The sequence below is a fragment of the Roseovarius pacificus genome (genome assembly GCF_900142665.1).
GTDB lineage: Bacteria > Pseudomonadota > Alphaproteobacteria > Rhodobacterales > Rhodobacteraceae > Roseovarius > Roseovarius pacificus.
Genome location: NZ_FRBR01000017.1, coordinates 18,609 through 41,978 on the forward strand (window position 1 = coordinate 18,609; position 23,370 = coordinate 41,978).

Below are 23,370 nucleotides of genomic sequence, written 5' to 3' on the forward strand. Positions count from 1 at the left end.
TTCATTGCTCGTTCAAATGGTTAAGGCGGGCTGTCACTGACAGGCCATGCGCCTCGAGGCTTTCGGAAGTGGCCAGCGTCTCCGCAACCGGTCCAATCGCGCGCAGCGCGGCCGGTGTCATGCGGGCCATGGTGGTGCGTTTGACGAAATCCATCACGCTCAAACCCGACGAGAAGCGCGCCGAACGCGCCGTCGGCAATACGTGATTGGGCCCGCCGACGTAATCGCCGATAGCCTCCGGCGTCCATGCCCCGAGGAAGATTGCGCCCGCATGGGTGATCTTTTTGGCCAGAGCTTCCGCATCGCTGACGCATAGTTCAAGATGCTCCGGCGCGATCCTGTTCGACAATTCGGCGGCAGTATCCATATCCGGCACCGTGATGATGGCCCCGAAATCGCGCCAACTGGCCCCGGCGATCTTGCGCCGCTCAAGCGTTTGCAAATGCCGGTCGATTGCGGCCTCGACGGCCTTGGCCATGGCCGGATCGTCCGTAATAAGAATGGATTGCGCGCTTTCGTCGTGTTCTGCCTGGCTGAGCATATCAAGCGCGATCCAGTCGGGATTATTGTCCCGGTCCGCAATCACGAGGATTTCCGACGGTCCGGCAATCATGTCGATCCCCACACGCCCGAACACGCGCCGCTTGGCCGCCGCAACAAAGGCATTTCCCGGCCCGGTGATCTTGTCCACCGGCGCGATGGTTTCGGTCCCATAGGCCAGGGCGGCAATCGCCTGCGCACCGCCCACGCGGTAAACCTCATCCACGCCAGAAAGGCGCGCGGCCAGCAAAACCAGCGGATTGGCCTGACCATCAGGGGTCGGCACGGTAATGGCCAGCCGTTCGACACCCGCAACTTTGGCCGGAATCGCATTCATCAGAACCGATGACGGGTACGAGGCCAGCCCCCCCGGCACATAGAGCCCCGCCGCACTGACCGGCGTCCAACGCCACCCCAGTGTCGCGCCAGCCTCGTCGGTCCAACTGACATCCTCGGGCAGTTGGCGTTCGTGATAGGCACGAATGCGATCCGCAGCGATCTGCAAAGCCTCGCGTTCATGCGCAGGAACCTCCGCGATCAGCGCATCGACCTCTTCGCGGGAAAAACGCAGCGTTTCCGGCGTCAACTCCAGCCGGTCGAACCTGGCCGTCAATTCGATCACCGCCGCATCGCCCCGCGCACGAACATCGGCGATGATCGCGGCAACCGCATCGTCCACATCGGCAGACTCTTCGCGTTTCGCCCCCAGAAGGGCGGTAAACTCAGCCTCGAAACCGGCGTCGGTCGCGTTCAGATAGACGGGCATTTCACCTCTCCTTGCAGGGCAACCCCTTAAAACGAACCGTAACGCGGCACAAGCCACGAGCCTTGTGGCAAAGCTCTTTTCGACACGACCTGTCTACGGATAATGCAGAGCGCGAAAGGCGTTGCGCCTTGCGCGACGGGAAAGCCGCCAGGACCATGGCGTGCGGAGGTACCCTGTTCTTGGCCTGATATCCGGGATCGGCCCCGAGATGTACGTCCGGTGGCCGGTGCCTCAATCCCCGTGTTCCGGCCTCTTGCCCGAAGGTGCCCGATACGGGCGCGTCACGTCTTTCAGCGTGACTTCCAGCGCCTCGACCTCAAGGCGCAAGGCCCCGTCACCCGCCAGGGTCAGCAACAGGTATCCCATCCCTTCCTCGCCCGGCTGGAACTCGATGGACAACAGCGACAGGATCGTCCCCTTGTCCGAGCGGTCGATACCCTGGCTGGCAACGCGCAACACGTTGTCGACGGCCAGAACGGATTGCACACGCTCGGGGGCGTGGCGGGACTGCCCTTGGTCCTCCCACCGGAAGCGGTTAAGAAGTAACGCAAAACGCCCCTCACCGGAACGCCACGTCATCTCCGTGATCGGAAAGACTGCATCCTGCGCAAGCGACGAGATCACCTGCAAATCCTCGGGGTCCATCGCCCCGAGGTTTACCGGCGCCTCGCGCCCCTCTTCAAATGTTGCATCGTTCGTCACTGTCCTGACACCCGTTCAATCCGTGCCCCGAGGTTCCCGAGCTTTTCCTCGACCCGCTCATAGCCGCGATCAAGATGATATACGCGGTTCACAATCGTTTCTCCTTCGGCGGCCAGACCGGCCAGGATCAACGATACGCTGGCCCGCAGGTCCGTGGCCATTACCGGCGCGCCCTTCAACCGTTCCACCCCCGTCACCGTGGCCGTTCCGCCATGAACGTCGATCTGCGCCCCCATGCGCATCAGCTCCGGCGCATGCATGAAACGGTTTTCGAAGATTTTCTCTTCGAGAACGCTGACACCTTCGGCGGTACACATCAAGGCCATCATCTGCGCCTGCAAATCGGTCGGGAACCCCGGAAACGGCTCGGTCGTGACGTCCACGGCCTTGATGCGGCCATTGCGACGCGCGACTTTCAGGCCCTTTTCGGTCTCGGAAACCTCGATCCCTGCTTCGTCCAGTTTTTCGCAGAACGCGCCAACAAGGTCGATGCGCCCGCCAAGGCATTCCACCTCGCCACCACAGATTGCCGGCGCCAGCATGTAGGTGCCCAATTCGATCCGGTCCGTCACCACAGGATGAGTCGCCCCGCCCAACCGGTCGACACCCTGAATGGTGATGGTATCTGTCCCGTCACCATCGATCTGCGCGCCCATGCGGCGCAGGCAATCGGCCAGATCGACGATCTCGGGCTCGCGCGCGGCATTTTTCAGCACCGTCGTTCCCTTGGCCAGCGTGGCCGCCATCAGCGCGTTTTCGGTCGCGCCGACCGACACCAGCGGAAAATCGACGATCCCACCCTTCAAGCCACCCGGTGCCTTGGCATGGACATAACCGTCCTTCAGGTCGAGTTCCGCGCCCATGGCCTCGAGCGCGCGCAAGTGCAGATCGACGGGCCGCGCCCCGATGGCGCATCCGCCCGGCAACGAAACGACGGCATGCCCGTCACGCGCCAGCAAAGGCCCGAGCACGAGAATCGAGGCGCGCATCTTGCGCACGATCTCGTAGTCGGCAACGTGACTGCTCAATGCGTGGCTGGACATCGCCAACACCTGACCGTCCTGCAATTGCGACACCTCGGCCCCCAGAGATTGCAGCAGTGCCGACATGGTCTTGATGTCGCTCAATCGTGGCGCATTGGTCAAAGTCAGCGGCTCGTCACTCAGCAATGTGGCCGGCATCAGGGTCAGGCAGGCGTTCTTGGCCCCCGCAATCGGAATCTGGCCATTCAAGGGGCCATTGCCCGTAACGATAATCGAATCCATACTGCTCTAGTCCTTGTCCTCGGAGGGGCTTGCCGAATTATCCGGCTCACGACCGCGCTGCTGCGCCTTACGGCGCGCCAGATTGGCCTTCAAGGCCGCTTTCAGACGGTCCTCGCGGTCTGCGGCGTTTTTGTCGGGCTTTTTGCCGGGCTGTTTTTCTTTCATGGTCCCTTCTCTACAGCAGGTGTAAAAAAGCGTCCAGATTACGCTTGCACCGTCGGACAGAAGCGTCTAATCAGCGCGCCACGATGTGCTGCTGTAGCTCAGTGGTAGAGCGCACCCTTGGTAAGGGTGAGGTCGGGAGTTCAATCCTCCCCAGCAGCACCATTTCCCTTCCCGGCAATTTGACGCTCAACCTCGGAAAGTGGCCCTTTAACCGCTTGCTGCACCGCACTATAAGGACATCCGGTCCCGACTAACGAGTCGCGGGCCTGTACATCTATTCGACGACAGGAATCGAGCGCCAATGCCAATCTTCCAAAATATCCCTGGTCTGTTTTCCTCTGACATGGCGATCGACCTGGGAACCGCGAACACGCTGGTCTACGTGAAGGGGCGAGGCATCATTCTGTCGGAGCCTTCGGTCGTGGCGTATCATGTCAAGGATGGCCAGAAAAAGGTTCTCGCGGTCGGCGAAGACGCCAAGCTGATGCTGGGGCGCACCCCCGGCAGCATCGAGGCGATCCGCCCGATGCGCGAAGGCGTGATCGCCGATTTCGACACCGCCGAGGCCATGATCAAGCACTTCATTCGAAAGGTGCACAAACGCTCGACATTCTCCAAGCCCAAGATCATCGTCTGCGTCCCTCATGGCGCGACTCCGGTGGAAAAACGCGCCATCCGTCAATCGGTATTGTCTGCTGGCGCCCGCCGCGCGGGATTGATCGCCGAGCCCATCGCCGCGGCAATTGGCGCGGGTATGCCGATCACCGATCCGACCGGTTCGATGGTCGTGGATATCGGCGGCGGGACAACCGAAGTGGCCGTTCTGTCCCTGGGCGATATTGTCTATGCCCGTTCGGTCCGGGTGGGCGGCGACCGCATGGACGAAGCGATCATCAGCTACCTGCGCCGGCAGCAAAACCTGCTGGTCGGTGAAGCGACAGCCGAACGCATCAAAACCTCGATTGGCACCGCACGCATGCCCGATGACGGGCGCGGCAGTTCGATGCAGATCCGTGGCCGCGATTTGCTGAACGGGGTCCCGAAGGAAACCGAGATCAGCCAGGCCCAGGTCGCCGAAGCCCTGGCCGAGCCGGTACAGCAGATTTGCGAGGCAGTGATGACCGCGCTCGAAGCCACCCCGCCCGATCTGGCGGCAGACATCGTCGACCGCGGCGTGATGCTGACCGGCGGCGGCGCGTTGCTGGGCGATCTGGACCTCGCCCTGCGTGAACAGACCGGACTGGCCGTTTCGATTGCCGATGACAGCCTGAACTGTGTCGCGCTTGGCACCGGCAAGGCCCTGGAGTTCGAAAAACAGCTGCGCCACGCAATTGACTACGACAGCTGAAACACCCACCCTTTGCTGCAAAGGGGGCGAACTTGGCAAAGGACCGCGCACAGTCTGAAGACTTTACCGGCCCGCTCAAGCGATTGTTGCTGGGCGTTGTCTTTTTGTGCCTGCTTGGGCTGTTTCTGCTCTGGCGCATCGACAGCCCTCGGGTCGAACGCTTCCGCGCGCAGGTGGTGGACCGTGTGGTGCCCAGTTTCGACTGGGCCATGGCGCCCGTCACGGCAACCGTGAACATCCTGCGTGATTTCCAAAGCTATCAACGCATCTATCAGCAAAATCAGGAACTTCGCCGCGAACTACAGCAGATGAAGGCCTGGAAAGAGGCCGCGCTGCAACTGGAGCAGGAAAATGCCCGCCTGCTTGACCTGAACAACGTGCAACTCGATCCGCGCCTGACCTTCGTCACCGGCGTGGTCATGGCCGACAGCGGTTCGCCCTTCCGGCAATCGGTGCTGATCAATGTCGGCAGCCGGGACGGGATCGTCGATGGTTGGGCCGCCATGGACGGGCTGGGGCTGGTCGGGAGGATTTCAGGTGTGGGGAACAACACCGCGCGTGTCGTTCTGCTGACCGACACCTCCAGCCGCATTCCGGTAACGATACAGCCCTCGGGCCAGCGCGCACTGTTGATCGGTGACAATACCGCGGCACCGATCGTTGATTTCATCGAAGCCCCGGAAACCGTTCGACCGGGCGACCGTGTGATGACCTCGGGCGACGGCAATGTTTTTCCAGCGGGTCTTCTGGTCGGGCAACTGGCTCAGGATCCCGGCGGGCGCATGCGGGTACGCCTGTCTGCCGATTACGAACGGCTGGAGTTCCTGCGTGTTCTGCGCAGCTATAGCAACGAAACCATTGATCATCCGGGACGCCTGATCGCCCCAGAGGTTCTGCCTGAAACATCGGGAAGCCCGGCCCCCGAAAACACCATCGGCGAGGCAGGCGATGGCTGAGCGGAAATCCCCCAATCGCTGGAGCATGCGTGTTCTTTATCTGGCGCTGTGCCTGACGCTCGTTTTCTTGCATCTGCTACCGCTCGATACCCTGCCGCGCGGTTGGGCCGGGCCTGATCTGATGCTGGCCCTGACATTCGCCTGGGTGCTGCGCCGTCCCGATTATGTTCCGCCGCTGCTGATCGCTGGCGTTTTCCTTTTAACCGATCTTCTGTTCCAGCGTCCGCCCGGTCTGTGGGCCGCCTTCGTCCTGATCAGTTCGCAAACTCTGCGCAACCGGGAAGCAGGCCTGCGCGACCTGACTTTTGCAATGGAATGGCTGAATGTGGCGACAACGCTGGTTGCCCTGACAATCGGCTATCGGATCGTTCTGACTATCATGCTGGTCGATCAGGTGCCGCTTGGGCTAAGCTTGATGCAACTGGTGGCGACGCTTGTGGTTTATCCTCTGGTCGCCTTCGCTTCGCAGACCGTGCTGCGCGTACGCAAAATCGCACCGGGCGATGTCGATGCACTTGGAGGCCGAACATGAGGCGCCCCCCCCGCGATAACGCCGAAAGCCTTCGCCGGATCACCCGGCGCGCCATGATCCTCGGCGGTGCGCAAGCCGCTTTCGTAGGCGTGTTGGGATTGCGGATGCGGTTCATGCAGGTCGATCAGGCCGACCAGTTCCGCCTGCTGGCCGAAGAAAACCGCATCAAGATTCGCCTGATCCCTCCGGCCCGCGGTCGTATCTTTGACCGAAACGGCGCCGTCGTCGCGGAAAACGTCCCCAGCTATCGCATCACCATGGTTCGGGAAGAGGTCGGCGATATAGACGAGGTCATCAGCCGTCTCGCCAGGCTGGTCGAACTGGACCCCGATGAACTGGAACGCGCCCGCCGCGATCTTGAGGAATTGCGTGGCGACACCCCGGTAACCGTCGCCGACAGGGTCAGTTGGGGCGATATCAGCCGCGTTGCGGTGAATACCCCGGCCCTTCCGGGCATCACCCCCGAAGTCGGCCTGTCCCGCCGCTATCCTCAGGGAACCGATTATGCGCATGTCATCGGCTATGTCGGTCCGGTCAGTGATCGCGATCTCGAACAGATCGACGCCCCCGATCAACTGCTGCTGATCCCCCGGTTTCAGATCGGCAAGATCGGTCTGGAGGCACAGCGCGAAAACCTGTTGCGTGGCAAGGCAGGCAACAAGCGGGTCGAAGTCAACGCCTCGGGCCGCATAATGCGCGAACTGGATCGCCAGGAAGGCCAGGCAGGGTCCGATTTGCAGATCACGATCGACAACGCCCTGCAATCCTATACCCACGCCCGCCTGGCCGAAGAAAGCGCCGCCGCCGTGGTGATCGACTGTGAAACAGGCGATCTGCTGGCCTGCACCTCGTCCCCCAGCTACGATCCCAACCTGTTTGTGCGCGGCATTTCCGTGACCGAGTACAAAGCGCTGCTCGACAACAAATACCGCCCCCTGCCCAATAAGGCGGTGCAGGGTATCTATCCCCCCGGCTCCACTTTCAAGATGGTCACCGCCCTGGCCGCACTGGAAGACGGACAGATCGATCCCGCCGAAACCGTCTATTGCCCCGGCCACCTCGAAGTCAGCGGGCGCCGGTTCCACTGCTGGAAACGCGCCGGTCATGGCAATGTGGACCTGCACCGGTCCTTGCGCGAAAGCTGTGACATCTATTACTACGAACTGGCACTGCGCACCGGCATCGAAAAGATCAGCGCCATGGCCCGGCGGCTGGGGCTGGGTGTCCAGCACGATCTGCCGATGACCTCCGTTGCGGCGGGGCTGGCCCCGACCAAGGACTGGAAGCTGATCAACAAGGGCAATGACTGGGTGATCGGCGACAGCGTCAATGCGGCCATCGGACAGGGTTTCGTCTTATCGTCGCCCCTGCAGCTTGCCGTGATGACGGCACGTCTGGCGACGAACCGCCAGGTTGCCCCGCGCCTGATCAAGTCTATCGACGGTGTCGAACAGCCCACAGGCCACGGCGAAGACCTTGGCCTGAACGAGAACATCCTGCGCGAGGTCCGCAAGGCGATGTTCGCTGTCTCGAACAATCGCCGCGGCACGGCCTATTCCAGCCGTATCATCGAAGATGCCTTTCGCATGGCGGGCAAAACCGGCACCAGTCAGGTCCGCAACATCACCGCTGCCGAACGAGCCCGTGGCGTAACCCGAAATTCCGACCTGCCCTGGGAAAGACGCGATCACGCCCTGTTCGTGAATTTCGCTCCGTTCGATGCGCCCAAGGTGGCCGTTGCCGTAGTCGTCGAACACGGCGGCGGAGGCTCGACAGCCGCCGCGCCGATCGCCCGCGACATCACCTTGCAGGCCCTTTATGGCGAAGACCCGCCGCTGACGGCCTACCCCGCCAAGGACCGGGGCCGCATCAAGACACAACAAGAGCAGTTGCGCCGCGCCCGCCCCTCGCAGGATGGCAGCGGGAGCGATCGGGCATGAGCTATCTTGAGTACACGGTCAAAACGACACCGAGCGGTTTACGAAAGATTCTGTATCTGAACTGGCCGCTCGCCATTTTGCTGACCACTGTGGCAGGCGTCGGGTTTCTGATGCTCTATTCGGTGGCGGGCGGGTCCTTTACGCCCTGGGCCGAGCCGCAGATGAAACGCTATGCGCTCGGCTTTGTCATGATGTTGGCGGTGGCGGTGATCCCGATCTGGTTCTGGCGCAACATGGCCGTGCTGGCCTATGTGATATCGGTGCTTTTGCTGTTGGCGGTCGAGTTCTTCGGAACGGTCGGCATGGGGGCGCAGCGTTGGATCGACCTCGGATTCATGCGGCTGCAACCTTCGGAACTGATGAAGATCACGCTGATCATGATGCTGGCCGCCTACTATGACTGGCTCCCGATGAACCGCGTGTCACGTCCTCTGTGGGTCTTGTTTCCGGTCGGGCTGATCCTGCTGCCGGTGGGGCTGGTATTACGCCAGCCCGATCTCGGCACCTCGATCCTTTTGATTACCGGTGGCGGGGTATTGATGTTTGTCGCCGGTGTTCACTGGGCCTATTTCGCCGCCGTCATCGCGCTTGGAATTTCCCTGGTCACGGCGGTCTTTCAAAGCCGCGGCACGGATTGGCAATTGCTGGCCGACTACCAGTATCGCAGGATCGACACGTTTCTCGATCCGTCCTCCGATCCATTGGGGGCCGGGTATCACATCACCCAGTCCAAGATCGCACTTGGCTCGGGCGGCTGGACGGGGCGCGGGTTCATGCAAGGCACGCAATCGCGGCTGAACTTCCTGCCGGAAAAACATACCGACTTCATCTTTACCACGCTGGCCGAAGAGTTCGGTTTCATCGGTGGTGTCTCCCTGCTCGGTCTGTATACGCTGATCCTCGTGTTCTGCATCGCTACAGCCCTGAACAACCGTGATCGGTTTTCATCGCTCCTGACCCTGGGGATCGCGATCACGTTCTTCCTGTTCTTCGCCGTCAACATGTCGATGGTCATGGGGCTGGCTCCTGTCGTCGGTGTGCCGCTCCCCCTGGTCAGCTACGGCGGGTCAGCCATGCTGGTGCTGATGATCGGCTTTGGATTGATCCAGAGCGCCCATATTCACAAACCGAGGTAAGACCGATGCCCGTCAATGTATTGTTCGCGGCCAGCCCCGACCGATGGACCACCTACGAAACCCCGTTGAAAAGGGCGTTTTCAGAGGCCGCCCTGGATGTGAATCTTGCCACCGACATTGTCCCGGAGCAGGTGGATTACATTGTCTACGCACCAAATAGCGACCTACAGGATTTCACGCCTTACACCCGCACCAAGGCCGTATTGAATCTTTGGGCCGGGGTCGAAGGGATTGTGGACAACCCCACCCTGACTCAGCCACTGGCGCGTATGGTCGACAACGGCCTGACGCGTGGCATGGTCGAATGGGTCACCGGTCACACTCTGCGCCATCATCTGAACACCGACCTGCATGTTCTCAATCAGGACGGGGTGTGGCGCAAAGAGGTGCCGCCATTGGCCTGTGATCGTCCTGTCACCATCCTTGGGCTTGGAACACTGGGGCAAGCCTGCGGCGAGTCATTGGCCAACCTGGGCTTTCCCGTCACCGGCTGGAGCCGCTCGCAAAAAGATGCCCCCGGCATCACCTGCCTGTCAGGCGAGACCGGGTTGCAAAAGGCCCTGTCCACGGCGCAGATCCTGATCCTGCTTTTGCCGCATACGCCCGACACCGAAAACGTGCTGAATGCCGAAACGCTGGCCCAGATGCCCAAGGGGGCGATCATCATCAATCCGGGGCGCGGGCCTTTGATAGACGATGAGGCGTTGCTTAAGGCGTTGGACACGGAACAGATCGGACATGCGACGCTGGACGTGTTTCGCACAGAACCATTGCCAGCCTCTCATCCCTACTGGGCCCATCCCAGGGTCACGGTGACTCCGCATATCGCCTCGGAAACACGGCCCGCTTCGGCATCGCGCGTGATAGCCGAGAATATCCGGCGCGGCGAAGCCGGAAAGCCGTTCCTGCATCTTGTGAACCGCGATCTAGGCTATTGATCGGCGTAATCGCCTGCCAGGGTTCTCCGCTTACTTGAGACGCGGTGGCCGGTTCGGGTCCATCCCCGGATTGGCGCCCGGTACACGGGTGTCCGTTTCCGGTTTCGGCAGATCGAACCGCAACCCGACCCGCGCCAATCGTGCCGCAACCGGATCGGAACCCTGGAAAAATCCCACATCCAGCGCCGCGGCCTCGAGCCCGGAAAAACTCAGCACATCGGACACCGCACGCGCCAAAGCGCCCTCTGCCCCCGGCACCGCATCCACGACTCCCAGCATGTGGCCCCTTGCCCCGCTGTCATAGGTCACGCCCACGAGATATGCCAGATCGGCCAGACCCGCCGCACTGGCCAGCCGCATATCCAACGCCTGAAGCAGGCTGTCGGGCAACCCGGTGGGGGCATGGAAGGCCTGCGCTTTGGCCTCCATCTCGGCGGGATCGCCCGCCAGCGTTTCGGCCATCCAGTTCATCGCCTCGGGCGGCAGCAAGATCGACGACGACGCGACTTGCAGGTTCACCCCCATGCCCAGTGTTTCAGGGGCGAGCATACCCACCACGGCTCGTCCCGACAGCGCGGCATAAGGGGCCTCGCCGCCCGCGAAATCGGCCAGGCGCTCCTCGCGGTCGAAAACCAGAACAAAACCCTGCCCTTCCACCTCGAACACCCTCGGCGTCACGGTTTCACCGCTGGCCTCTTCCTCCAGCAACAGGAACAACTCGGACGCCACCAAGGTCTCGTAAAACCGTAGCCGCGCCTGTGCGTCTTCGGGTGCGGCCTCCATCGCCCTGTGGGCGGCATCCAGAACGGTGGTGTCAGTCATCCAGAACCTCGCGCACTTTGCCACGCAACACCGGCAGAAGATCCGCCTCGAACCACGGGTTGCGCCTCAGCCATGCGGTATTGCGCCACGACGGATGAGGCAAGGGAAAGAGACGCGGCGCATGGTCCCGCCAGCCTTTTACCGTGTCGGTCACGCCGCTTTTCACGCCCATATGATAGCGCTGTGAATACCCGCCAACGATCACCGACAACTGCACATCGCGCAGCTCCTCCATGACCTTGTCATGCCATGTCCGCCCGCAGATTTTCGGCGGTGGCAGATCCGATCCCCTGGCGTCATATCCCGGAAAGCAGAACGCCATGGGCACGACCGCCACGCGTGACATGTCATAAAACTCGTCCACACTCATCCCCAGCCAGTCGCGCAGCCTGTCGCCCGAGGGATCATCGAACGGCCTGCCCGATTTGTGCACCCGCATTCCGGGGGCCTGCCCCGCAATCAGGATACGCGCACCGGGGCGAAACCAGACAACGGGCCGGGGCGCATGGGCCGTTTCGGTCCGGGAAAAGCTTTCGGCACAAAGACGACAGGCTTTGATTTCGCGAACAAGGCCGGACATCGCTCAGGCGATCCTGACGCCCGCGTCCTTCATCCCGTTCATCGCCGCCTCAAGCGAACCGTCAAGGTCGATCGCCTTGCACAGCCCTTCCCGCACCAGCACGTCATAGCCCAGTCTCGCGGCATCGACCGCCGAGAAATTCACGCAGAAATCGGTGGCCAGTCCGACCATCGTCAGTTCGGAAATCCCGCGTTCTTCCAGATAGCCATGCAAGCCCGTGGGTGTCCTGTGATCATTCTCGAAAAACGCCGAGTAACTGTCGATGGAGCGGCGAAACCCCTTGCGCACGATCATGTCGGCCCGGTTGGTATTCAGATCGGGATGAAATGCGGCGCCCATCGTGCCCTGCACGCAATGATCGGGCCACAGAACCTGGGGGCCGTATGGCATCTCGGTCATCTCGAAAGGCGCCATGCCCGGATGCGAGGACGCGAACGAAGAATGCCCTGCCGGGTGCCAATCCTGCGTCAGGATTACCGTCGCGAACTCCTCCATCAGCGCATTGATACCGGGGACGATCTGATTGCCCTCGTCCACCGCAAGGGCGCCGCCGGGGCAGAAATCATTTTGCACGTCGATCACGATAAGGGCTTGGGTCATGTGTCCGGGCCTCCTTGTCCCGTAAGGTGGGCTGTTTCCAGATTGCGTCAACGGCGCCATATTGTCCACTTGCCCAAACGCCCGTGTCCGCTTAAATCCCGCGTCATGTACACGATTGCCGCCCTCTATCATTTCACCCGCTTTGACGACCCCGCCGCTTTGCGCGGACCGCTGTACGATCTGTGCGATGCGCAAGGGATTTCCGGATCGCTGCTGCTGGCGCATGAAGGGATCAACGGCACCATTGCCGGGCCCCGCGCAGGGATCGACGCCGTGCTCGCTCATATCCGTGCCCTGCCTGGCTGTGCCGATCTGGAGTGGAAGGAAAGCATCAGCGACGATCAACCCTTCCGCCGCCTCAAGGTACGCCTGAAGAAAGAGATCGTGACGATGGGCCAGCCCGACGTCGATCCGCTGGCGCGCGTGGGCCATTACGTGGAGCCGCAGGACTGGAACGAGTTGATCCTCAGCCCGGATGTGGCCGTGATCGACACCCGCAACGATTACGAAGTCGCCATCGGCACGTTCGAAGGCGCGGTCGATCCCGAAACGGACTCATTCCGTGACTTTCCCGCCTGGTGGGAGGAAAACCAACACCGCTTTCACAACAAGCGCATCGCGATGTTCTGCACCGGCGGTATCCGATGCGAGAAATCCACCAACTACCTGTTGGGGCAAGGGGTGGACGAGGTCTACCACCTCAAGGGCGGCATCCTGAAATACCTCGAAGAGGTTCCACAGGAAGACAGCACATGGCGCGGCGAATGCTTTGTCTTTGATGGGCGCGTGTCGGTAGGGCACGGCCTGCAGGAAGGCCCGCATGAGCTGTGCTTTGCCTGCCGCCGCCCGATCCTGCCCGAGGACATGAAGCGCCCCGAATACGAACACGGCGTGTCATGCCACCTATGCGCCCACGAAACGACGCCCGAGGACAAGGCCCGTTTCCGCGAACGGCAAAAACAGATTTCCCTGGCCGAAGCGCGTGGCGAGCGGCATATCAAGGTTGTCCACGAAGGCTGAACGCGCCCTATTCAGGCCACTGCCACATTGCGGGGTTTGCGCGGTCGTGTCCGCATCAGGATCATCGCCATGATCGCGATGTTCAGGAAGTTCCAGATGATCCCGTTGATGAACGCCATCTGATAGCTGCCCGTCACATCGAAAATCCAGCCCGACATCCAGCCGCCAAGCGCCATGCCGAGGATGGTCATCATTAGAACGAACCCCACGCGTTGCCCCGCCTCCTGGCTGGGCATGTATTCCCTCACGACCAAGGCATAGCTGGGCACGATCCCGCCCTGCGACAGACCGAAGATCATGCTGACCGTATACAGCGATACCAGCCCGCCCGCCGGCAGGTACAGGAACAGGGCCAGACATTGCAGGCCCGAGCCGATCAGCAATGTCATCACCCCGCCCAACCGATCGGCCACGAACCCGGACATCAGCCGTGAAACCACCCCACCGAGAAGCATCAGCGACAGCATCTGTCCACCGACGGCCGGCCCGTATCCCAGATCGACGCACAGGCTGACGATATGCACCTGTGGCATCGACATGGCCACGCAACATCCAATCCCCGCCGCCCCCAGCAAGAACATCAATACGCGCGGCGAAAACCCCGCAGCCTTTGCCCTGACCCCCGATACCTGATCGGCATGGGCACGCGCTCCAAGCGGCACGCGCCGCCGGAGCAACAACGCCAGCGGCACCACGGTGGCCAGCGTTACAACAGCCAGCACCACATAGACCGCACGCCAGCCCTGTTCGGCCAATACACTTGCCAGAATGATCGGCCAGATTGCACCGGACAGGTAATTGCCGCTGGCCGTGACCGCCACGGCGATCCCCCGGCGTTTCAGAAACCACAGGGACACGTCGGCCATTAGCGGCCCGAAACTGGCCGATGAGCCGAATCCGATCAGCAACTGGAGAACGGACAGCACAAGAACCGAAGGGCTGAGCGCGGCAAGTGCAGTGCTGCCCGAAATAAGCAGAGCCGCCGCGATGAGCGCCGTCGTGATCCCGAGACGGTCCACGATCCGGCCAATCAGCAGATTGCCAACCGCAAACCCCACCATCGTCATCGTATAGGGCAAGGATGCATCGGCGCGCGCAATCCCGAACTCGGCCTGCACTGCGGGCATGATAACGACAATGGCCCACATCCCCACATTGCCGATCGTGGCAATCGTCAGGGAAATAGCCAACCGTACCCAGGCGTATCTGCTGTCGAGAATGTCCGCGTCCGTCATGAGCGCGACGTTAGAGCGGCCTCACAAGATACACCAGCCCCGTTTGCGGCAGGGCTTGGCCTCGATGCGCGCCCGCGCTATGACCGCAATCACCAAACCGGAGCCGGACCATGACGACAACGCCCCGCCCCACCGACATCGCCCGCGATGTCCTGATGATCGAACGTGATGCCCTGGGCATCCTGCACGACCACCTCCCACCGGCCTTTGACGATGTCGTTTCACTGCTGCTCACGGTCCCCGGACGCGTCATCGTATCGGGCATGGGCAAGTCCGGTCATGTCGCCGCCAAGATCGCAGCCACGATGGCCAGCACCGGCACTCCGGCACAATATGTGCACCCCGGCGAGGCCAGCCATGGCGATCTGGGCATGATCACGGCACAGGACGCGGTAATCCTGATTTCCAACTCGGGCGAGACCCGCGAACTGGCCGATATCATCGCCCATACCCGCCGGTTTTCGATTCCCCTGATCGCGATCACCAAGAAATCAGGCAGTACGCTGGCCACGCAAGCCGACCACCTGCTGCAACTGCCAGATGCGCCCGAGGCCTGCGCCATCGGCATGGCGCCCACCACCTCGACGACCTGCACGATGGCGCTTGGCGATGCGCTGGCCGTGGCCCTGATGCGCTTGCGCGGGTTCGAGCGGGAAAACTTCCTGGCCTTCCATCCCGGCGGCACCCTGGGGGCGCAACTGCTCAAGGTTTCCTCGGTCATGCATACCGGCACCGACCTGCCGATCGTGGCCGAAGACACGCCCATGGGCGATACCCTGCTTGAAATGACGGCCAAGGGGTTCGGCGTCGCCGCGCTTGTCGAGGACGGACGCCTGACCGGTGTCATCACCGACGGCGATCTGCGGCGCAATCTTGCAAATTTGATGGATCACAGCGCCGGTCAGGTCGCCACCCGCGGTCCGCGCACCATTTCACCCGACGCCTTGCTGTCCGAGGCACTTGGCGTGATGAACACCAACAAGATCAGCGCGCTTTTCGCCGTTGACGATACGGGACAGTTGCGCGGTCTCGTCCATATCCACGATGCCCTGCGCGCCGGGGTCGCCTGAACCTGCAAAGGCCCATACCCTGTGCGATCAACACGACAGTGGCTTTTGGATTGTAAACTTGATATTCCGCGCTGCAACGCAGCAGAACCCTGGACAACATCATGAGCGCAACCGCCCGTAAAACCGCCCCCCTGCCCGACGATATCCGGGCGATGAAAGGCGGCACGCCGATTGTCAGCCTGACAGCCTATACGACCCCCATGGCAAAAATGATGGACGGCGTCTGCGACTTCGCTCTCGTTGGCGACTCGGTCGGGATGGTGTTGCATGGCATGCCCTCGACCCTTGGCGTGACCATGGAGATGATGATCCTGCACGGGCAGGCGGTGGCCCGTGGGCTGAGCACCACGATGATGGTCATCGACATGCCCTTCGGCAGCTACGAAGAAAGCCCGCAACAGGCCTTTGCCAATGCCGCCCGGCTCATGCGCGAAACCGGCGCGGCAGCGGTCAAGCTGGAAGGCGGGCGGCACATGGCCGAAACCATCGCCTTTCTCGTCGCGCGCGGTGTGCCGGTCATGGCCCATATCGGCCTGACACCGCAGTCGATCAACACGCTTGGCGGCTACAAGGTCCAGGGCCGCGCCGATCAGGCCGACGCGCTGCGCGCCGACGCCCGCGCCATTGCCGAAGCTGGCGCATTCAGCGTGGTTCTGGAAAAAGTCCCTGCCACACTGGCCGACCAGATCACGGATGAGATCGACATTCCCACAATCGGTATCGGCGCCTCGGCGGGCTGCGACGGTCAAATCCTTGTGGTCGACGACATGCTGGGCCTGTTCACCGCCTTCAAACCCAAGTTCGTCAAACGCTACGCCACATTGGGCGAGGACGGCAAAGCCGCGATTTCCGCCTATGCCGACGAGGTTCGCGCCCGCCAGTTCCCCGCTTCCGAACATACCTTTGCAGACAAGGCCTCCGGCAAATGAACACTCCTGCCCCTATCATGCGCACTCTGGCCGAGATGCGCGCCGCAACCCTGCCCTGGATTCGGGCCGGAGAGACCATCGGCGTCGTTCCCACGATGGGCGCGCTGCATGACGGACATTTGTCGCTGGTCGAAGCCGCGAAAAAGACCTGTGACCGGGTGATCGTCACGATTTTCGTGAACCCCAAGCAGTTCAACAATCCCGACGATCTCAAGAACTATCCCCGCACCGAAGTGGACGACGCCCGCAAACTCACCCGTTTCGCCGTCGACAGCCTGTACGTCCCCAACGCCGATCAGATGTATCCCGATCGGTTTTCCACGACGGTTTCGGTCGACGGGCTGACCGATGTGATGGAGGGCGCACACCGCCCCGGTCATTTCGACGGGGTCGCGACGGTTGTGACCAAGCTGTTCCTGCAAAGCGCGGCAACCGATGCGTTTTTCGGCGAAAAGGACTATCAGCAATTGCAGGTGGTGCGCCGCATGGCCGGTGATCTGGACATTCCGATCACCGTACATGGCTGCCCCACGATCCGCGAAATCGACGGGCTGGCCATGTCCTCACGCAATTTGCTGTTGTCGGATCGCGCGCGCGTCACCGCGCCATGCCTGCACGAGGAAATGGAAAAGATCGCCGAGGGCATCGCCGCCGGGCAGTCTTTCGGGGACTTGCAGCGCGCGGCCATCGCGCGGCTGGAAAATGCGGGCTTCACCGAGGTGGATTACCTTGAAATCCGCGCCAATGACGATCTCAGCCTGCTCGATACGCCATCGCGCCCCGCGCGCCTGTTCGCCGCCGCATGGCTGGCCGGAGTCCGGCTGATCGACAATATCGCAATCTGAACGCCCCCGGTTTCATCGCTTCCGAAATACGCAGCTTCCACCGCGCGCCCCAAGCGCCGGATATGAGTCTGTCGGGGACAAGCGAAATCAGGCGCGGCCCTCAGGCAACAGAAGTTCAAGCAAAGCCAGCGCCATGACCTGCGCTGACTGAATCATATCGTCGATCCCGACATATTCGTCCGGCTTGTGCGCCAGATCCAGAATACCCGGCCCGTAGGCGATACAGTTCTTCAACCGACCGATCCGGTCGATATGCTTCTGATCATAGGTGCCGGGGCTGACCACGTAGTCGGCCTCTCGCCCGAACACCTGCCGGACGGCGCGCGCCACGGCCCCGACCACCGGGGCGTCCTTTTCGGTCATCGTGGGCAGGACGCGGTGCAACTCGCGAATATCATAGTCGAAACCGGGCCGCCCGCGCCGCACGGTTTCCAGAACCTCGCGGATTTCGGCCTGAACGTCGGCAATATCTTCTTCGATCAGAAACCGCCGGTCGATCACCATGCGGCAGCGATCCGGCACGCAGGGGCTGGGCAGGCCGGTATAGTCGGCGTCCTGTTCGGCCTCGCCACCATGGATCGAATTGATGTTCAGCGTGGATTGCCGCGCGCCTTCGGGCACAACGGGCATATCCGTGCGTTTCTGGGCAAGCGCCGGGAACAGGCTGTCTTCCATCTCGCGCAGGACAGCCCCCATATGCCGCACCGCGCAATCCCCCAGAAACGGCATAGAGCCATGGGCGATTTCGCCCTTGGTTTCGATCTCGGCCCACCAGACACCGCGATGCCCGAGGCAAATGCGATCCTTGTTCAACGGTTCGGGGATAATGACATGCTGGACCCGTTCCGGCGTGAAATAGCCCCTCCCGGCCAGGTAGGCGACACCGCCAAAGCCGCCGGATTCCTCGTCTGCCGTCCCGCTGATTTCAATCGCGCCGGAATAATCCGGGCAAACCGCAATAAAGGCTTCGGCCGCAACGATACTGGCCGCCAGCCCGCCTTTCATATCGCAGGCCCCACGCCCGTAAACGCGGCCCTCTTTCACCTCGCCGCCAAACGGATCGACCGTCCAGCCATGGCCCACCTCGACCACGTCGATATGGCTGTTGAAATGCACGCACTCGCCCGCGCCCTGCCCTTCTCGGCGTGCAACGATATTCCAGCGCGGGTGTTTGTCGCTGTCCCCGACGGCGCCCCTGGCACGGATCAGTTCGGTATGAAACCCGGCACGTAACAGGCGGCGATCCAGATAATCGCAAATCTCGCGATAGTTCTCACCCGGCGGGTTCAGCGTGGGAATACGGATCAGGTCCTGGGTCAGCGCAACCAGATCGTCGCGCCGCGCAGCAATTTCCGCCGTCAGTCGTTGCTGTAAATCCATGACCCGACTCTGCCCCGAGGTCACTTCCGGTGCCAGAGAAAACTTGCCGTGCCTCCGGTCAGTTCCCGCAGGCGGCCCGGATGGCGCGAATATTTTCACCATAGGGGCCCGGGTCATCGACGCTGCCGCCCTTGAACACCGCCGATCCGGCAACCAGTACATCGGCCCCGGCCTCGACCATCAAGGGGGCGGTTTCGGGGGTGATGCCACCGTCGATCTCGATATGGATGGGCCGATCGCCGATTTTCTCGCGCAGGCGGCGCACCTTGTCGATCTGGCTGTGAATGAATTTCTGTCCGCCAAAGCCGGGGTTCACGGTCATCACGCAAATCAGGTCCACCATATCGAGCAGGTAATCGACATCCTCGATCCCGGTTCCGGGGTTCAGTGCCAGACCGGCCTTGCATCCCGCTCCGCGAATGGCCTGCAAGGTCCGGTGCACATGCGGCCCCGCCTCGAGATGCGCCGTCAGCACATCCGCCCCTGCCTCGGCAAAGGCGTCGATATAAGGATCGACCGGCGCGATCATCAGATGAACGTCCATGACCGTGTTGATATGCTTGCGGATCGCGGCACACATCGGCGGGCCGAATGTCAGATTGGGAACAAAATGCCCGTCCATGACATCCACGTGAACCCAATCGGCCCCCTGCGCCTCGACGGCCTGAATCTCCTGACCGAAATTGGCGAAATCGGCACTCAGAATGGAGGGGGCGATCTTGAGCGATCTGTCGAATGTCATGGCAGCACCTCGTTTTCCCTGCTCTGCTCATGCGGCCTTGGCCCGCCGAGGTCAAGGCCCGCAATGGAATTGAGACCGGCGACCATCCCCGCCACTGCCCCAGTGCATCGCAAGCGTGCCATGTTCGCGCTCCCCGATCTTTCCCCCGGCGAAGATCGCCGTCACGGGAAACGGCCGGTTCTCGAAAGATTTGAATTTTGCCGCGCCTTCTGTCATTTCCGCATGGCCGCTATCGTGCAGGGGGCACGAGACGCGCGGGACAGGAACGCTTCGACTCCTGAATACGGACTGCAACCGGGCGCGGATACGCCCCAATTCGCCCGTCAGGGGCTGGAGATCACCAACCGATGAACGACGACAATTCTCACCTGTTCGAAGCGCCTTCGGCGATAGCGACCCATCTGGGAATCGAGATGACCGGCTGGCGCAAAGGCTGGGCACGGGTCGAGACCGCCAATTCCCCGAATATCCAAAACCGCCAGGGGCTGCCTCATGGTGGCCTGCACGCGACATTGCTGGACACCGCGATGGGCTTTGCCGGATGTTTCACGGGCGATCCGAACCTGCACCAGATGGCGCTGACGCTCTCGATGACCGTGAACTACCTGGGGCAAGCGCAGGGGGAGCGGCTGATTGCGACAGCCCGTGTCACCGGCGGCGGGCGCAAGACATATTTTGCCGAAAGCGAGGTGCGCGACGAAACCGGCGCGCTGCTTGCGACGGCAACCGGGGTTTTCCGTTATCGCGGTGCACCTTATCGCGACACACCCCCGGACTGATCGCTCAGGCCAGAAAGCGGCGCGCGGCCTCTCCGCTCAGGTAACTGATCTGACCGCCTGAAAGGGTGGCGCAGACATTGCAGGTTTCGGCGTCCAGAACGACCAGATCAGCCCGGTTGCCAGCTGTCAACTCGCCCCTGTCCGCCAATCCCAAGACTCGGGCCGGGCCGCTGGAGATCAATCCCCAGGCTCCGGCCAGATCCAGAACGCCGCTGTCCGCCAGTTGCAGCGCGGCACGGCGCAACGAAGGGTAATGATAGTCCGACGCCAAAGCATCGCAATAGCCCATCACCACCAGATCCGTTGCGCTGACATTGCCCTTGTGCGACCCGCCCCGCACCGTGTTGGGCGCGCCCAGCAACACCGCATCGCCCGCGCCATGCGCGGCTTCGGCAGCCTCCAGGGTTTCGGGAAACTCGGCAATCCGCACCCCGCGCGCACGCCAGTTGGCACGATCGTCCGCAGTATGATCGTCATGGCTGCCCAACAGAACCCCACGCGCCGTCAGATCGGCGCAAAGCTCGTCCAGCATGGCAGGCACCTCGTCCATTCCGGCATGCAACGCCTGCATGTATTCCAGATGCTTTTCCGGGTTCCGTCCGATCCGCAGGGCCTGCCCTGTCAGGCGCGGCGGGCGTTTGCCCCTGGCCAGTTCCTCGTGCGGCAGGTGATCGTTGAACACCAGATAGGGAATGCGATGCGCCGCCACCATCTCGGTCACTGCCGGATATTCCCCGGTCATCGAGATTTCGAACCGCAATTGCGGGCGCATGTCGGTCACCAGACGATCACGCACCTGCTCCAGCGTAGCAAAGACACGACCGGCAAATTCCGCCCCGCGCATCCCCCCTTCCCAACTGTAGAACTGTGCCAGAATAGCGGTGGTGATCCCGCTTGCCGCCAGTTCGGCCTCGGTCGCGATCAGGCCCTGATCCAGATCCTTCATCGCACCACGGCGAGGCGCGAGGTGCTTTTCAAAGGCGTCGCCGTGAATATCCACGATACCGGGCATCACCATGAACCCGCTCAGGTCCACATCGCGCGCCTTGCCGCCATCGACGATGCGCCCACCGGCCAGCGCCAGCGGCTGATCGGCCAGGCCATCAGAGGTCAGCACCTGCGCACCGACCAGTCGCAAATCGGGCATCGTCATTGTGATCCTCTCCGAAACAGATCGCCTATTCCCATCTCGTGATCGAACTTGCCGTCGCGCAAAAACGCTTCGGTCTGCGCGATCACCATGGGATTGTTCATCATAAATGTATGCGTGACCGGCAGGGTGATGTGATCGGCCATACCTTCGACGCGTGTCGAAGCGACCGAAACCTTGCCGTCATCCGCCCCCTCGATCAGGGTCGAGAAATACGGGTTGAGCGAGCGTGTGCCCGCGATCACCCCCAGTTCGAAATCCACCGGCGGCAATTGTTCGGGCACGCCGTCCTGCCCGGTCTCAAGCTGCATACTCGCAGGGCCGTTCAGCCACTCGAACAATTCCAGACCGCCCAGTTCGTCTACCAGTTCCGAACCGTGGTTCGGCGTCCCCAGCATGACAACGCGCCCCATTTTCTCGGGGCGATGGTCCTGCAACCAGAACCGCAGCAAAATCCCCCCCATCGAATGCGCGACGAAATGAATACGGGCATCCCCGCAGACCCGCACGGCATAGGGCAGTGTCTCTTCGGCCAGTTGCTGAATGTCCAGCTCGGTCGACGGATAGTCGGAACGAAACGTCGTATACCCCTGCGCCTGCAAGACCTCTTCCATGACGATGAAGGACGCATCGGTACGCGCCAGCCCATGCAGCAAGACAACGCAATCGGCCAGCGCAGCGGGCGCTGACAGGATCACGGCAAGGGTGGCAAGGATCGCTTTCATGCCGCTTGAGATAGGCTTATTTCCCCCGTTGCAACAGCCCCAATATCGCTTGAAAGGGGCGCATGTTCCCATGCCCGATGAGGGGGGCGAACACCCGGTAGCCCACCCAATCTCGCGTTTTGAGATGCTGTGGGCTATGATCCACCGGCAATATCGGTGAAGTAAGACGATGAACAAGGCCTTTACCAAGGAAGAGGACGGCACGACGCCACAGCGCCTGCCCGACCTTCCGATCAGCGAGCACCCCAATCACGTCACTCCGCGAGGATTGGCGCAACTCAAAGCGCGTGCTGACAAACTGGAGGCCGAGATCGCCCGCCTGCGTGCAAATCGCGACTATATGGCTGACAGCTATCCATTGGCCGTGGCCGAACGCGACCTGCGTTATGTCGAGGCCCGGCTGGCTTCGGCCATTCTGGTCGAACCACCCGAAGACCCACCCGGCCATGTCAGTTTTGGCGCCACTGTGACGGTCGTGGATGAGGACGGCATCGAGACATCCTACACCATCGTGGGCGAGGATGAATCCGACCCCAATCAGCATCTGATCGCAGCCTTTTCACCGCTTGCGCGGGCATTGATGGAGGCCCGTGTCGGCGACGTGGTGGAATGGCCCAGGCCCTCGGGGCTTGTCGAACTGGAAGTTCTGGCGATTTCTTTTGAGGGGTGAGGCGCTCAAAGGGCCTCGAAGGGTTTGGGATACACAAGCGTTTCGCGCGGCGCATCGGTTCCCGGACCGGCCAGCAGCGTGTGGTCCAGAGGATAAGGCGACCCAAACCGTGCGGCGCGCCCGGCGCTGAAACCCGCCTTGCCGTAGAATTCGGGCTGGCCCAGCACCACCACATAAGTGCCACTCAGACGCGCCCATTCCGTCAACTGGCCGATCATCCGCTTGCCGTGCCGCATCCCTTGCCAGTCAGGGTGGATCGCCACCGGAGCAAGACACAACCAACCCTTGGGCCGGATGAAACGCGACAGGGCGTAATACCCGATAATCTCGCCCTCACAGGGCAAAACCATCTCGCCCGCCATCGCACCGCATTTGCGCAGGGCCGCAACCAGCCGCGCCTCATCAGCGCCGCCAAAAGCAAGACGCAGCAGGGCCTCGACACCGGCCTCCTCGCCGCGGCGCATTTCTCGGGTGAAACCGGGGGCTTTGGTCATCGCATCCTCGCAAAGAAAAGGAGCCGCCCCGAAAGGCGACC

26 protein-coding genes and 1 tRNA gene are annotated in these 23,370 nt (G+C 62.0%); 14 read left to right on the top strand and 13 right to left on the bottom strand.

Annotated elements, in window-relative coordinates; translation table 11 throughout:
- Window position 1: 1 nt before the first annotated feature.
- From hisD to BUB53_RS23065, 4 genes are all read right to left on the bottom strand, one after another.
- On the bottom strand, window positions 2-1,306 hold the full coding sequence (hisD, locus tag BUB53_RS19195) for a histidinol dehydrogenase (RefSeq protein WP_073037202.1): 1,305 nt from the start codon (window positions 1,304-1,306) through the stop codon (window positions 2-4).
- A gap of 231 nt (window positions 1,307-1,537) precedes the next feature.
- On the bottom strand, window positions 1,538-2,008 hold the full coding sequence (locus tag BUB53_RS19200) for a DUF2948 family protein (protein ID WP_229709598.1): 471 nt from the start codon (window positions 2,006-2,008) through the stop codon (window positions 1,538-1,540).
- Window positions 2,005-3,273: a UDP-N-acetylglucosamine 1-carboxyvinyltransferase gene (gene murA / locus BUB53_RS19205; RefSeq protein ID WP_073037204.1), complete on the bottom strand. Its 1,269-nt coding sequence runs from the start codon at window positions 3,271-3,273 to the stop codon at window positions 2,005-2,007. Before murA ends, BUB53_RS19200 begins: the two co-directional genes overlap by 4 nt.
- 6 nt (window positions 3,274-3,279) lie before the next feature.
- The gene (locus tag BUB53_RS23065) at window positions 3,280-3,438 is read right to left on the bottom strand and encodes a hypothetical protein (RefSeq protein ID WP_188745036.1); all 159 of its coding nucleotides are present in this window, start codon (window positions 3,436-3,438) and stop codon (window positions 3,280-3,282) included.
- Window positions 3,439-3,525: 87 nt separating this feature from the next.
- Between BUB53_RS23065 and BUB53_RS19210 the strand changes: the two genes are divergently transcribed.
- The 7 genes from BUB53_RS19210 (at window position 3,526) to BUB53_RS19240 (ending at window position 10,288) form a co-directional block, all read left to right on the top strand.
- Window positions 3,526-3,600 (top strand) — tRNA-Thr (locus tag BUB53_RS19210).
- 139 nt (window positions 3,601-3,739) lie between these two features.
- A complete protein-coding gene (locus BUB53_RS19215; protein WP_073037207.1) occupies window positions 3,740-4,786 on the top strand; it encodes a rod shape-determining protein in 1,047 nt (348 codons plus the stop codon).
- 32 nt (window positions 4,787-4,818) lie between these two features.
- Window positions 4,819-5,742, top strand: a complete 924-nt coding sequence (gene mreC / locus BUB53_RS19220; protein ID WP_073037209.1) for a rod shape-determining protein MreC — start codon at window positions 4,819-4,821, stop codon at window positions 5,740-5,742.
- Window positions 5,735-6,274 carry a rod shape-determining protein MreD gene (locus tag BUB53_RS19225; protein ID WP_073037211.1) on the top strand — a complete coding sequence of 180 codons (540 nt, stop codon included), beginning with the start codon at window positions 5,735-5,737 and terminating at the stop codon, window positions 6,272-6,274. The genes mreC and BUB53_RS19225 overlap by 8 nt, the downstream gene beginning before the upstream one ends.
- Window positions 6,271-8,214 (top strand): penicillin-binding protein 2, encoded by a 1,944-nt coding sequence (gene mrdA, locus BUB53_RS19230; RefSeq protein WP_073037214.1) that lies wholly within the window; start codon window positions 6,271-6,273, stop codon window positions 8,212-8,214. Before BUB53_RS19225 ends, mrdA begins: the two co-directional genes overlap by 4 nt.
- A complete protein-coding gene (gene rodA / locus BUB53_RS19235; protein WP_073037216.1) occupies window positions 8,211-9,350 on the top strand; it encodes a rod shape-determining protein RodA in 1,140 nt (379 codons plus the stop codon). The genes mrdA and rodA overlap by 4 nt, the downstream gene beginning before the upstream one ends.
- 5 nt (window positions 9,351-9,355) lie before the next feature.
- The gene (locus BUB53_RS19240) at window positions 9,356-10,288 is read left to right on the top strand and encodes a 2-hydroxyacid dehydrogenase (protein WP_073037218.1); all 933 of its coding nucleotides are present in this window, start codon (window positions 9,356-9,358) and stop codon (window positions 10,286-10,288) included.
- A gap of 30 nt (window positions 10,289-10,318) precedes the next feature.
- Here the strand turns inward: BUB53_RS19240 and BUB53_RS19245 are convergent, their stop codons facing one another.
- The 3 genes from BUB53_RS19245 to pncA are packed head-to-tail and all read right to left on the bottom strand — an operon-like array spanning window position 10,319 to window position 12,290.
- Window positions 10,319-11,110 carry an SseB family protein gene (locus tag BUB53_RS19245; protein WP_073037220.1) on the bottom strand — a complete coding sequence of 264 codons (792 nt, stop codon included), beginning with the start codon at window positions 11,108-11,110 and terminating at the stop codon, window positions 10,319-10,321.
- On the bottom strand, window positions 11,103-11,690 hold the full coding sequence (locus BUB53_RS19250) for a uracil-DNA glycosylase family protein (RefSeq protein WP_073037222.1): 588 nt from the start codon (window positions 11,688-11,690) through the stop codon (window positions 11,103-11,105). Before BUB53_RS19250 ends, BUB53_RS19245 begins: the two co-directional genes overlap by 8 nt.
- Before the next feature lie 3 nt (window positions 11,691-11,693).
- Window positions 11,694-12,290 carry a bifunctional nicotinamidase/pyrazinamidase gene (gene pncA, locus BUB53_RS19255; RefSeq protein ID WP_073037224.1) on the bottom strand — a complete coding sequence of 199 codons (597 nt, stop codon included), beginning with the start codon at window positions 12,288-12,290 and terminating at the stop codon, window positions 11,694-11,696.
- Window positions 12,291-12,395: 105 nt separating this feature from the next.
- On the opposite strand from pncA, the gene trhO reads away from it, so the two are divergent.
- On the top strand, window positions 12,396-13,310 hold the full coding sequence (gene trhO / locus BUB53_RS19260) for an oxygen-dependent tRNA uridine(34) hydroxylase TrhO (RefSeq protein ID WP_073037226.1): 915 nt from the start codon (window positions 12,396-12,398) through the stop codon (window positions 13,308-13,310).
- A gap of 11 nt (window positions 13,311-13,321) precedes the next feature.
- Here trhO and BUB53_RS19265 read toward each other — a convergent pair whose 3' ends face one another.
- Window positions 13,322-14,545, bottom strand: a complete 1,224-nt coding sequence (locus tag BUB53_RS19265; protein WP_073037228.1) for an MFS transporter — start codon at window positions 14,543-14,545, stop codon at window positions 13,322-13,324.
- Window positions 14,546-14,655: 110 nt separating this feature from the next.
- On the opposite strand from BUB53_RS19265, the gene BUB53_RS19270 reads away from it, so the two are divergent.
- From BUB53_RS19270 to panC, 3 genes are all read left to right on the top strand, one after another.
- Entirely contained in the window at window positions 14,656-15,615 is a 960-nt protein-coding gene (locus tag BUB53_RS19270) for a KpsF/GutQ family sugar-phosphate isomerase (protein ID WP_073037230.1), read from the top strand.
- A gap of 101 nt (window positions 15,616-15,716) precedes the next feature.
- The gene (gene panB, locus BUB53_RS19275; protein WP_073037232.1) at window positions 15,717-16,544 is read left to right on the top strand and encodes a 3-methyl-2-oxobutanoate hydroxymethyltransferase; all 828 of its coding nucleotides are present in this window, start codon (window positions 15,717-15,719) and stop codon (window positions 16,542-16,544) included.
- Complete coding sequence (gene panC / locus BUB53_RS19280; RefSeq protein ID WP_073037234.1) at window positions 16,541-17,389, top strand: pantoate--beta-alanine ligase; 849 nt, start codon at window positions 16,541-16,543, stop codon at window positions 17,387-17,389. The genes panB and panC overlap by 4 nt, the downstream gene beginning before the upstream one ends.
- Window positions 17,390-17,476: 87 nt before the next feature.
- On the opposite strand, the gene BUB53_RS19285 is transcribed toward panC, so the two are convergent.
- Together BUB53_RS19285 and rpe are read right to left on the bottom strand one after the other, a co-directional pair.
- Window positions 17,477-18,769: an acetylornithine deacetylase/succinyl-diaminopimelate desuccinylase family protein gene (locus BUB53_RS19285; protein ID WP_073037236.1), complete on the bottom strand. Its 1,293-nt coding sequence runs from the start codon at window positions 18,767-18,769 to the stop codon at window positions 17,477-17,479.
- A 58-nt stretch (window positions 18,770-18,827) separates the two neighbouring features.
- A complete protein-coding gene (gene rpe, locus BUB53_RS19290) occupies window positions 18,828-19,511 on the bottom strand; it encodes a ribulose-phosphate 3-epimerase (RefSeq protein WP_073037239.1) in 684 nt (227 codons plus the stop codon).
- A gap of 63 nt (window positions 19,512-19,574) precedes the next feature.
- Here rpe and BUB53_RS22585 point away from each other — a divergent pair, with 63 nt between their 5' ends.
- Both BUB53_RS22585 and BUB53_RS19295 read left to right on the top strand, forming a co-directional pair.
- Window positions 19,575-19,862 carry a hypothetical protein gene (locus BUB53_RS22585; RefSeq protein WP_159437876.1) on the top strand — a complete coding sequence of 96 codons (288 nt, stop codon included), beginning with the start codon at window positions 19,575-19,577 and terminating at the stop codon, window positions 19,860-19,862.
- A complete protein-coding gene (locus BUB53_RS19295) occupies window positions 19,859-20,290 on the top strand; it encodes a PaaI family thioesterase (RefSeq protein ID WP_073037241.1) in 432 nt (143 codons plus the stop codon). Before BUB53_RS22585 ends, BUB53_RS19295 begins: the two co-directional genes overlap by 4 nt.
- Before the next feature lie 4 nt (window positions 20,291-20,294).
- Here BUB53_RS19295 and BUB53_RS19300 read toward each other — a convergent pair whose 3' ends face one another.
- Together BUB53_RS19300 and BUB53_RS19305 are read right to left on the bottom strand one after the other, a co-directional pair.
- Window positions 20,295-21,443, bottom strand: coding sequence for an alpha-D-ribose 1-methylphosphonate 5-triphosphate diphosphatase (locus BUB53_RS19300; protein ID WP_073037243.1), 1,149 nt, complete (start codon window positions 21,441-21,443; stop codon window positions 20,295-20,297).
- Entirely contained in the window at window positions 21,440-22,165 is a 726-nt protein-coding gene (locus tag BUB53_RS19305) for an alpha/beta fold hydrolase (RefSeq protein ID WP_073037245.1), read from the bottom strand. Before BUB53_RS19305 ends, BUB53_RS19300 begins: the two co-directional genes overlap by 4 nt.
- Before the next feature lie 169 nt (window positions 22,166-22,334).
- Between BUB53_RS19305 and BUB53_RS19310 the strand changes: the two genes are divergently transcribed.
- Window positions 22,335-22,835: a GreA/GreB family elongation factor gene (locus BUB53_RS19310; protein ID WP_073037247.1), complete on the top strand. Its 501-nt coding sequence runs from the start codon at window positions 22,335-22,337 to the stop codon at window positions 22,833-22,835.
- Window positions 22,836-22,840: 5 nt separating this feature from the next.
- On the opposite strand, the gene BUB53_RS19315 is transcribed toward BUB53_RS19310, so the two are convergent.
- Window positions 22,841-23,329: a GNAT family N-acetyltransferase gene (locus BUB53_RS19315; protein WP_073037249.1), complete on the bottom strand. Its 489-nt coding sequence runs from the start codon at window positions 23,327-23,329 to the stop codon at window positions 22,841-22,843.
- Window positions 23,330-23,370 lie beyond the last annotated feature (41 nt).

What these genes read in the sequence shown, in the direction of transcription:
- BUB53_RS19225 (WP_073037211.1), top strand. Translation starts at nt 5,735, where the DNA reads ATGGCTGAGCGGAAATCCCCCAATCGCTGGAGCATGCGTGTTCTTTAT.
- BUB53_RS19245 (WP_073037220.1), bottom strand. Translation starts at nt 11,110, where the DNA reads ATGACTGACACCACCGTTCTGGATGCCGCCCACAGGGCGATGGAGGCC.
- BUB53_RS19215 (WP_073037207.1), top strand. Translation starts at nt 3,740, where the DNA reads ATGCCAATCTTCCAAAATATCCCTGGTCTGTTTTCCTCTGACATGGCG.
- BUB53_RS19295 (WP_073037241.1), top strand. Translation starts at nt 19,859, where the DNA reads ATGAACGACGACAATTCTCACCTGTTCGAAGCGCCTTCGGCGATAGCG.
- BUB53_RS22585 (WP_159437876.1), top strand. Translation starts at nt 19,575, where the DNA reads ATGGAATTGAGACCGGCGACCATCCCCGCCACTGCCCCAGTGCATCGC.
- BUB53_RS19270 (WP_073037230.1), top strand. Translation starts at nt 14,656, where the DNA reads ATGACGACAACGCCCCGCCCCACCGACATCGCCCGCGATGTCCTGATG.
- trhO (WP_073037226.1), top strand. Translation starts at nt 12,396, where the DNA reads ATGTACACGATTGCCGCCCTCTATCATTTCACCCGCTTTGACGACCCC.
- mrdA (WP_073037214.1), top strand. Translation starts at nt 6,271, where the DNA reads ATGAGGCGCCCCCCCCGCGATAACGCCGAAAGCCTTCGCCGGATCACC.
- murA (WP_073037204.1), bottom strand. Translation starts at nt 3,273, where the DNA reads ATGGATTCGATTATCGTTACGGGCAATGGCCCCTTGAATGGCCAGATT.
- BUB53_RS19285 (WP_073037236.1), bottom strand. Translation starts at nt 18,769, where the DNA reads ATGGATTTACAGCAACGACTGACGGCGGAAATTGCTGCGCGGCGCGAC.
- rodA (WP_073037216.1), top strand. Translation starts at nt 8,211, where the DNA reads ATGAGCTATCTTGAGTACACGGTCAAAACGACACCGAGCGGTTTACGA.
- BUB53_RS19315 (WP_073037249.1), bottom strand. Translation starts at nt 23,329, where the DNA reads ATGACCAAAGCCCCCGGTTTCACCCGAGAAATGCGCCGCGGCGAGGAG.
- BUB53_RS19250 (WP_073037222.1), bottom strand. Translation starts at nt 11,690, where the DNA reads ATGTCCGGCCTTGTTCGCGAAATCAAAGCCTGTCGTCTTTGTGCCGAA.
- panB (WP_073037232.1), top strand. Translation starts at nt 15,717, where the DNA reads ATGAGCGCAACCGCCCGTAAAACCGCCCCCCTGCCCGACGATATCCGG.
- hisD (WP_073037202.1), bottom strand. Translation starts at nt 1,306, where the DNA reads ATGCCCGTCTATCTGAACGCGACCGACGCCGGTTTCGAGGCTGAGTTT.
- rpe (WP_073037239.1), bottom strand. Translation starts at nt 19,511, where the DNA reads ATGACATTCGACAGATCGCTCAAGATCGCCCCCTCCATTCTGAGTGCC.
- pncA (WP_073037224.1), bottom strand. Translation starts at nt 12,290, where the DNA reads ATGACCCAAGCCCTTATCGTGATCGACGTGCAAAATGATTTCTGCCCC.
- BUB53_RS19305 (WP_073037245.1), bottom strand. Translation starts at nt 22,165, where the DNA reads ATGAAAGCGATCCTTGCCACCCTTGCCGTGATCCTGTCAGCGCCCGCT.
- BUB53_RS19240 (WP_073037218.1), top strand. Translation starts at nt 9,356, where the DNA reads ATGCCCGTCAATGTATTGTTCGCGGCCAGCCCCGACCGATGGACCACC.
- BUB53_RS23065 (WP_188745036.1), bottom strand. Translation starts at nt 3,438, where the DNA reads ATGAAAGAAAAACAGCCCGGCAAAAAGCCCGACAAAAACGCCGCAGAC.
- BUB53_RS19300 (WP_073037243.1), bottom strand. Translation starts at nt 21,443, where the DNA reads ATGACGATGCCCGATTTGCGACTGGTCGGTGCGCAGGTGCTGACCTCT.
- panC (WP_073037234.1), top strand. Translation starts at nt 16,541, where the DNA reads ATGAACACTCCTGCCCCTATCATGCGCACTCTGGCCGAGATGCGCGCC.
- BUB53_RS19310 (WP_073037247.1), top strand. Translation starts at nt 22,335, where the DNA reads ATGAACAAGGCCTTTACCAAGGAAGAGGACGGCACGACGCCACAGCGC.
- BUB53_RS19265 (WP_073037228.1), bottom strand. Translation starts at nt 14,545, where the DNA reads ATGACGGACGCGGACATTCTCGACAGCAGATACGCCTGGGTACGGTTG.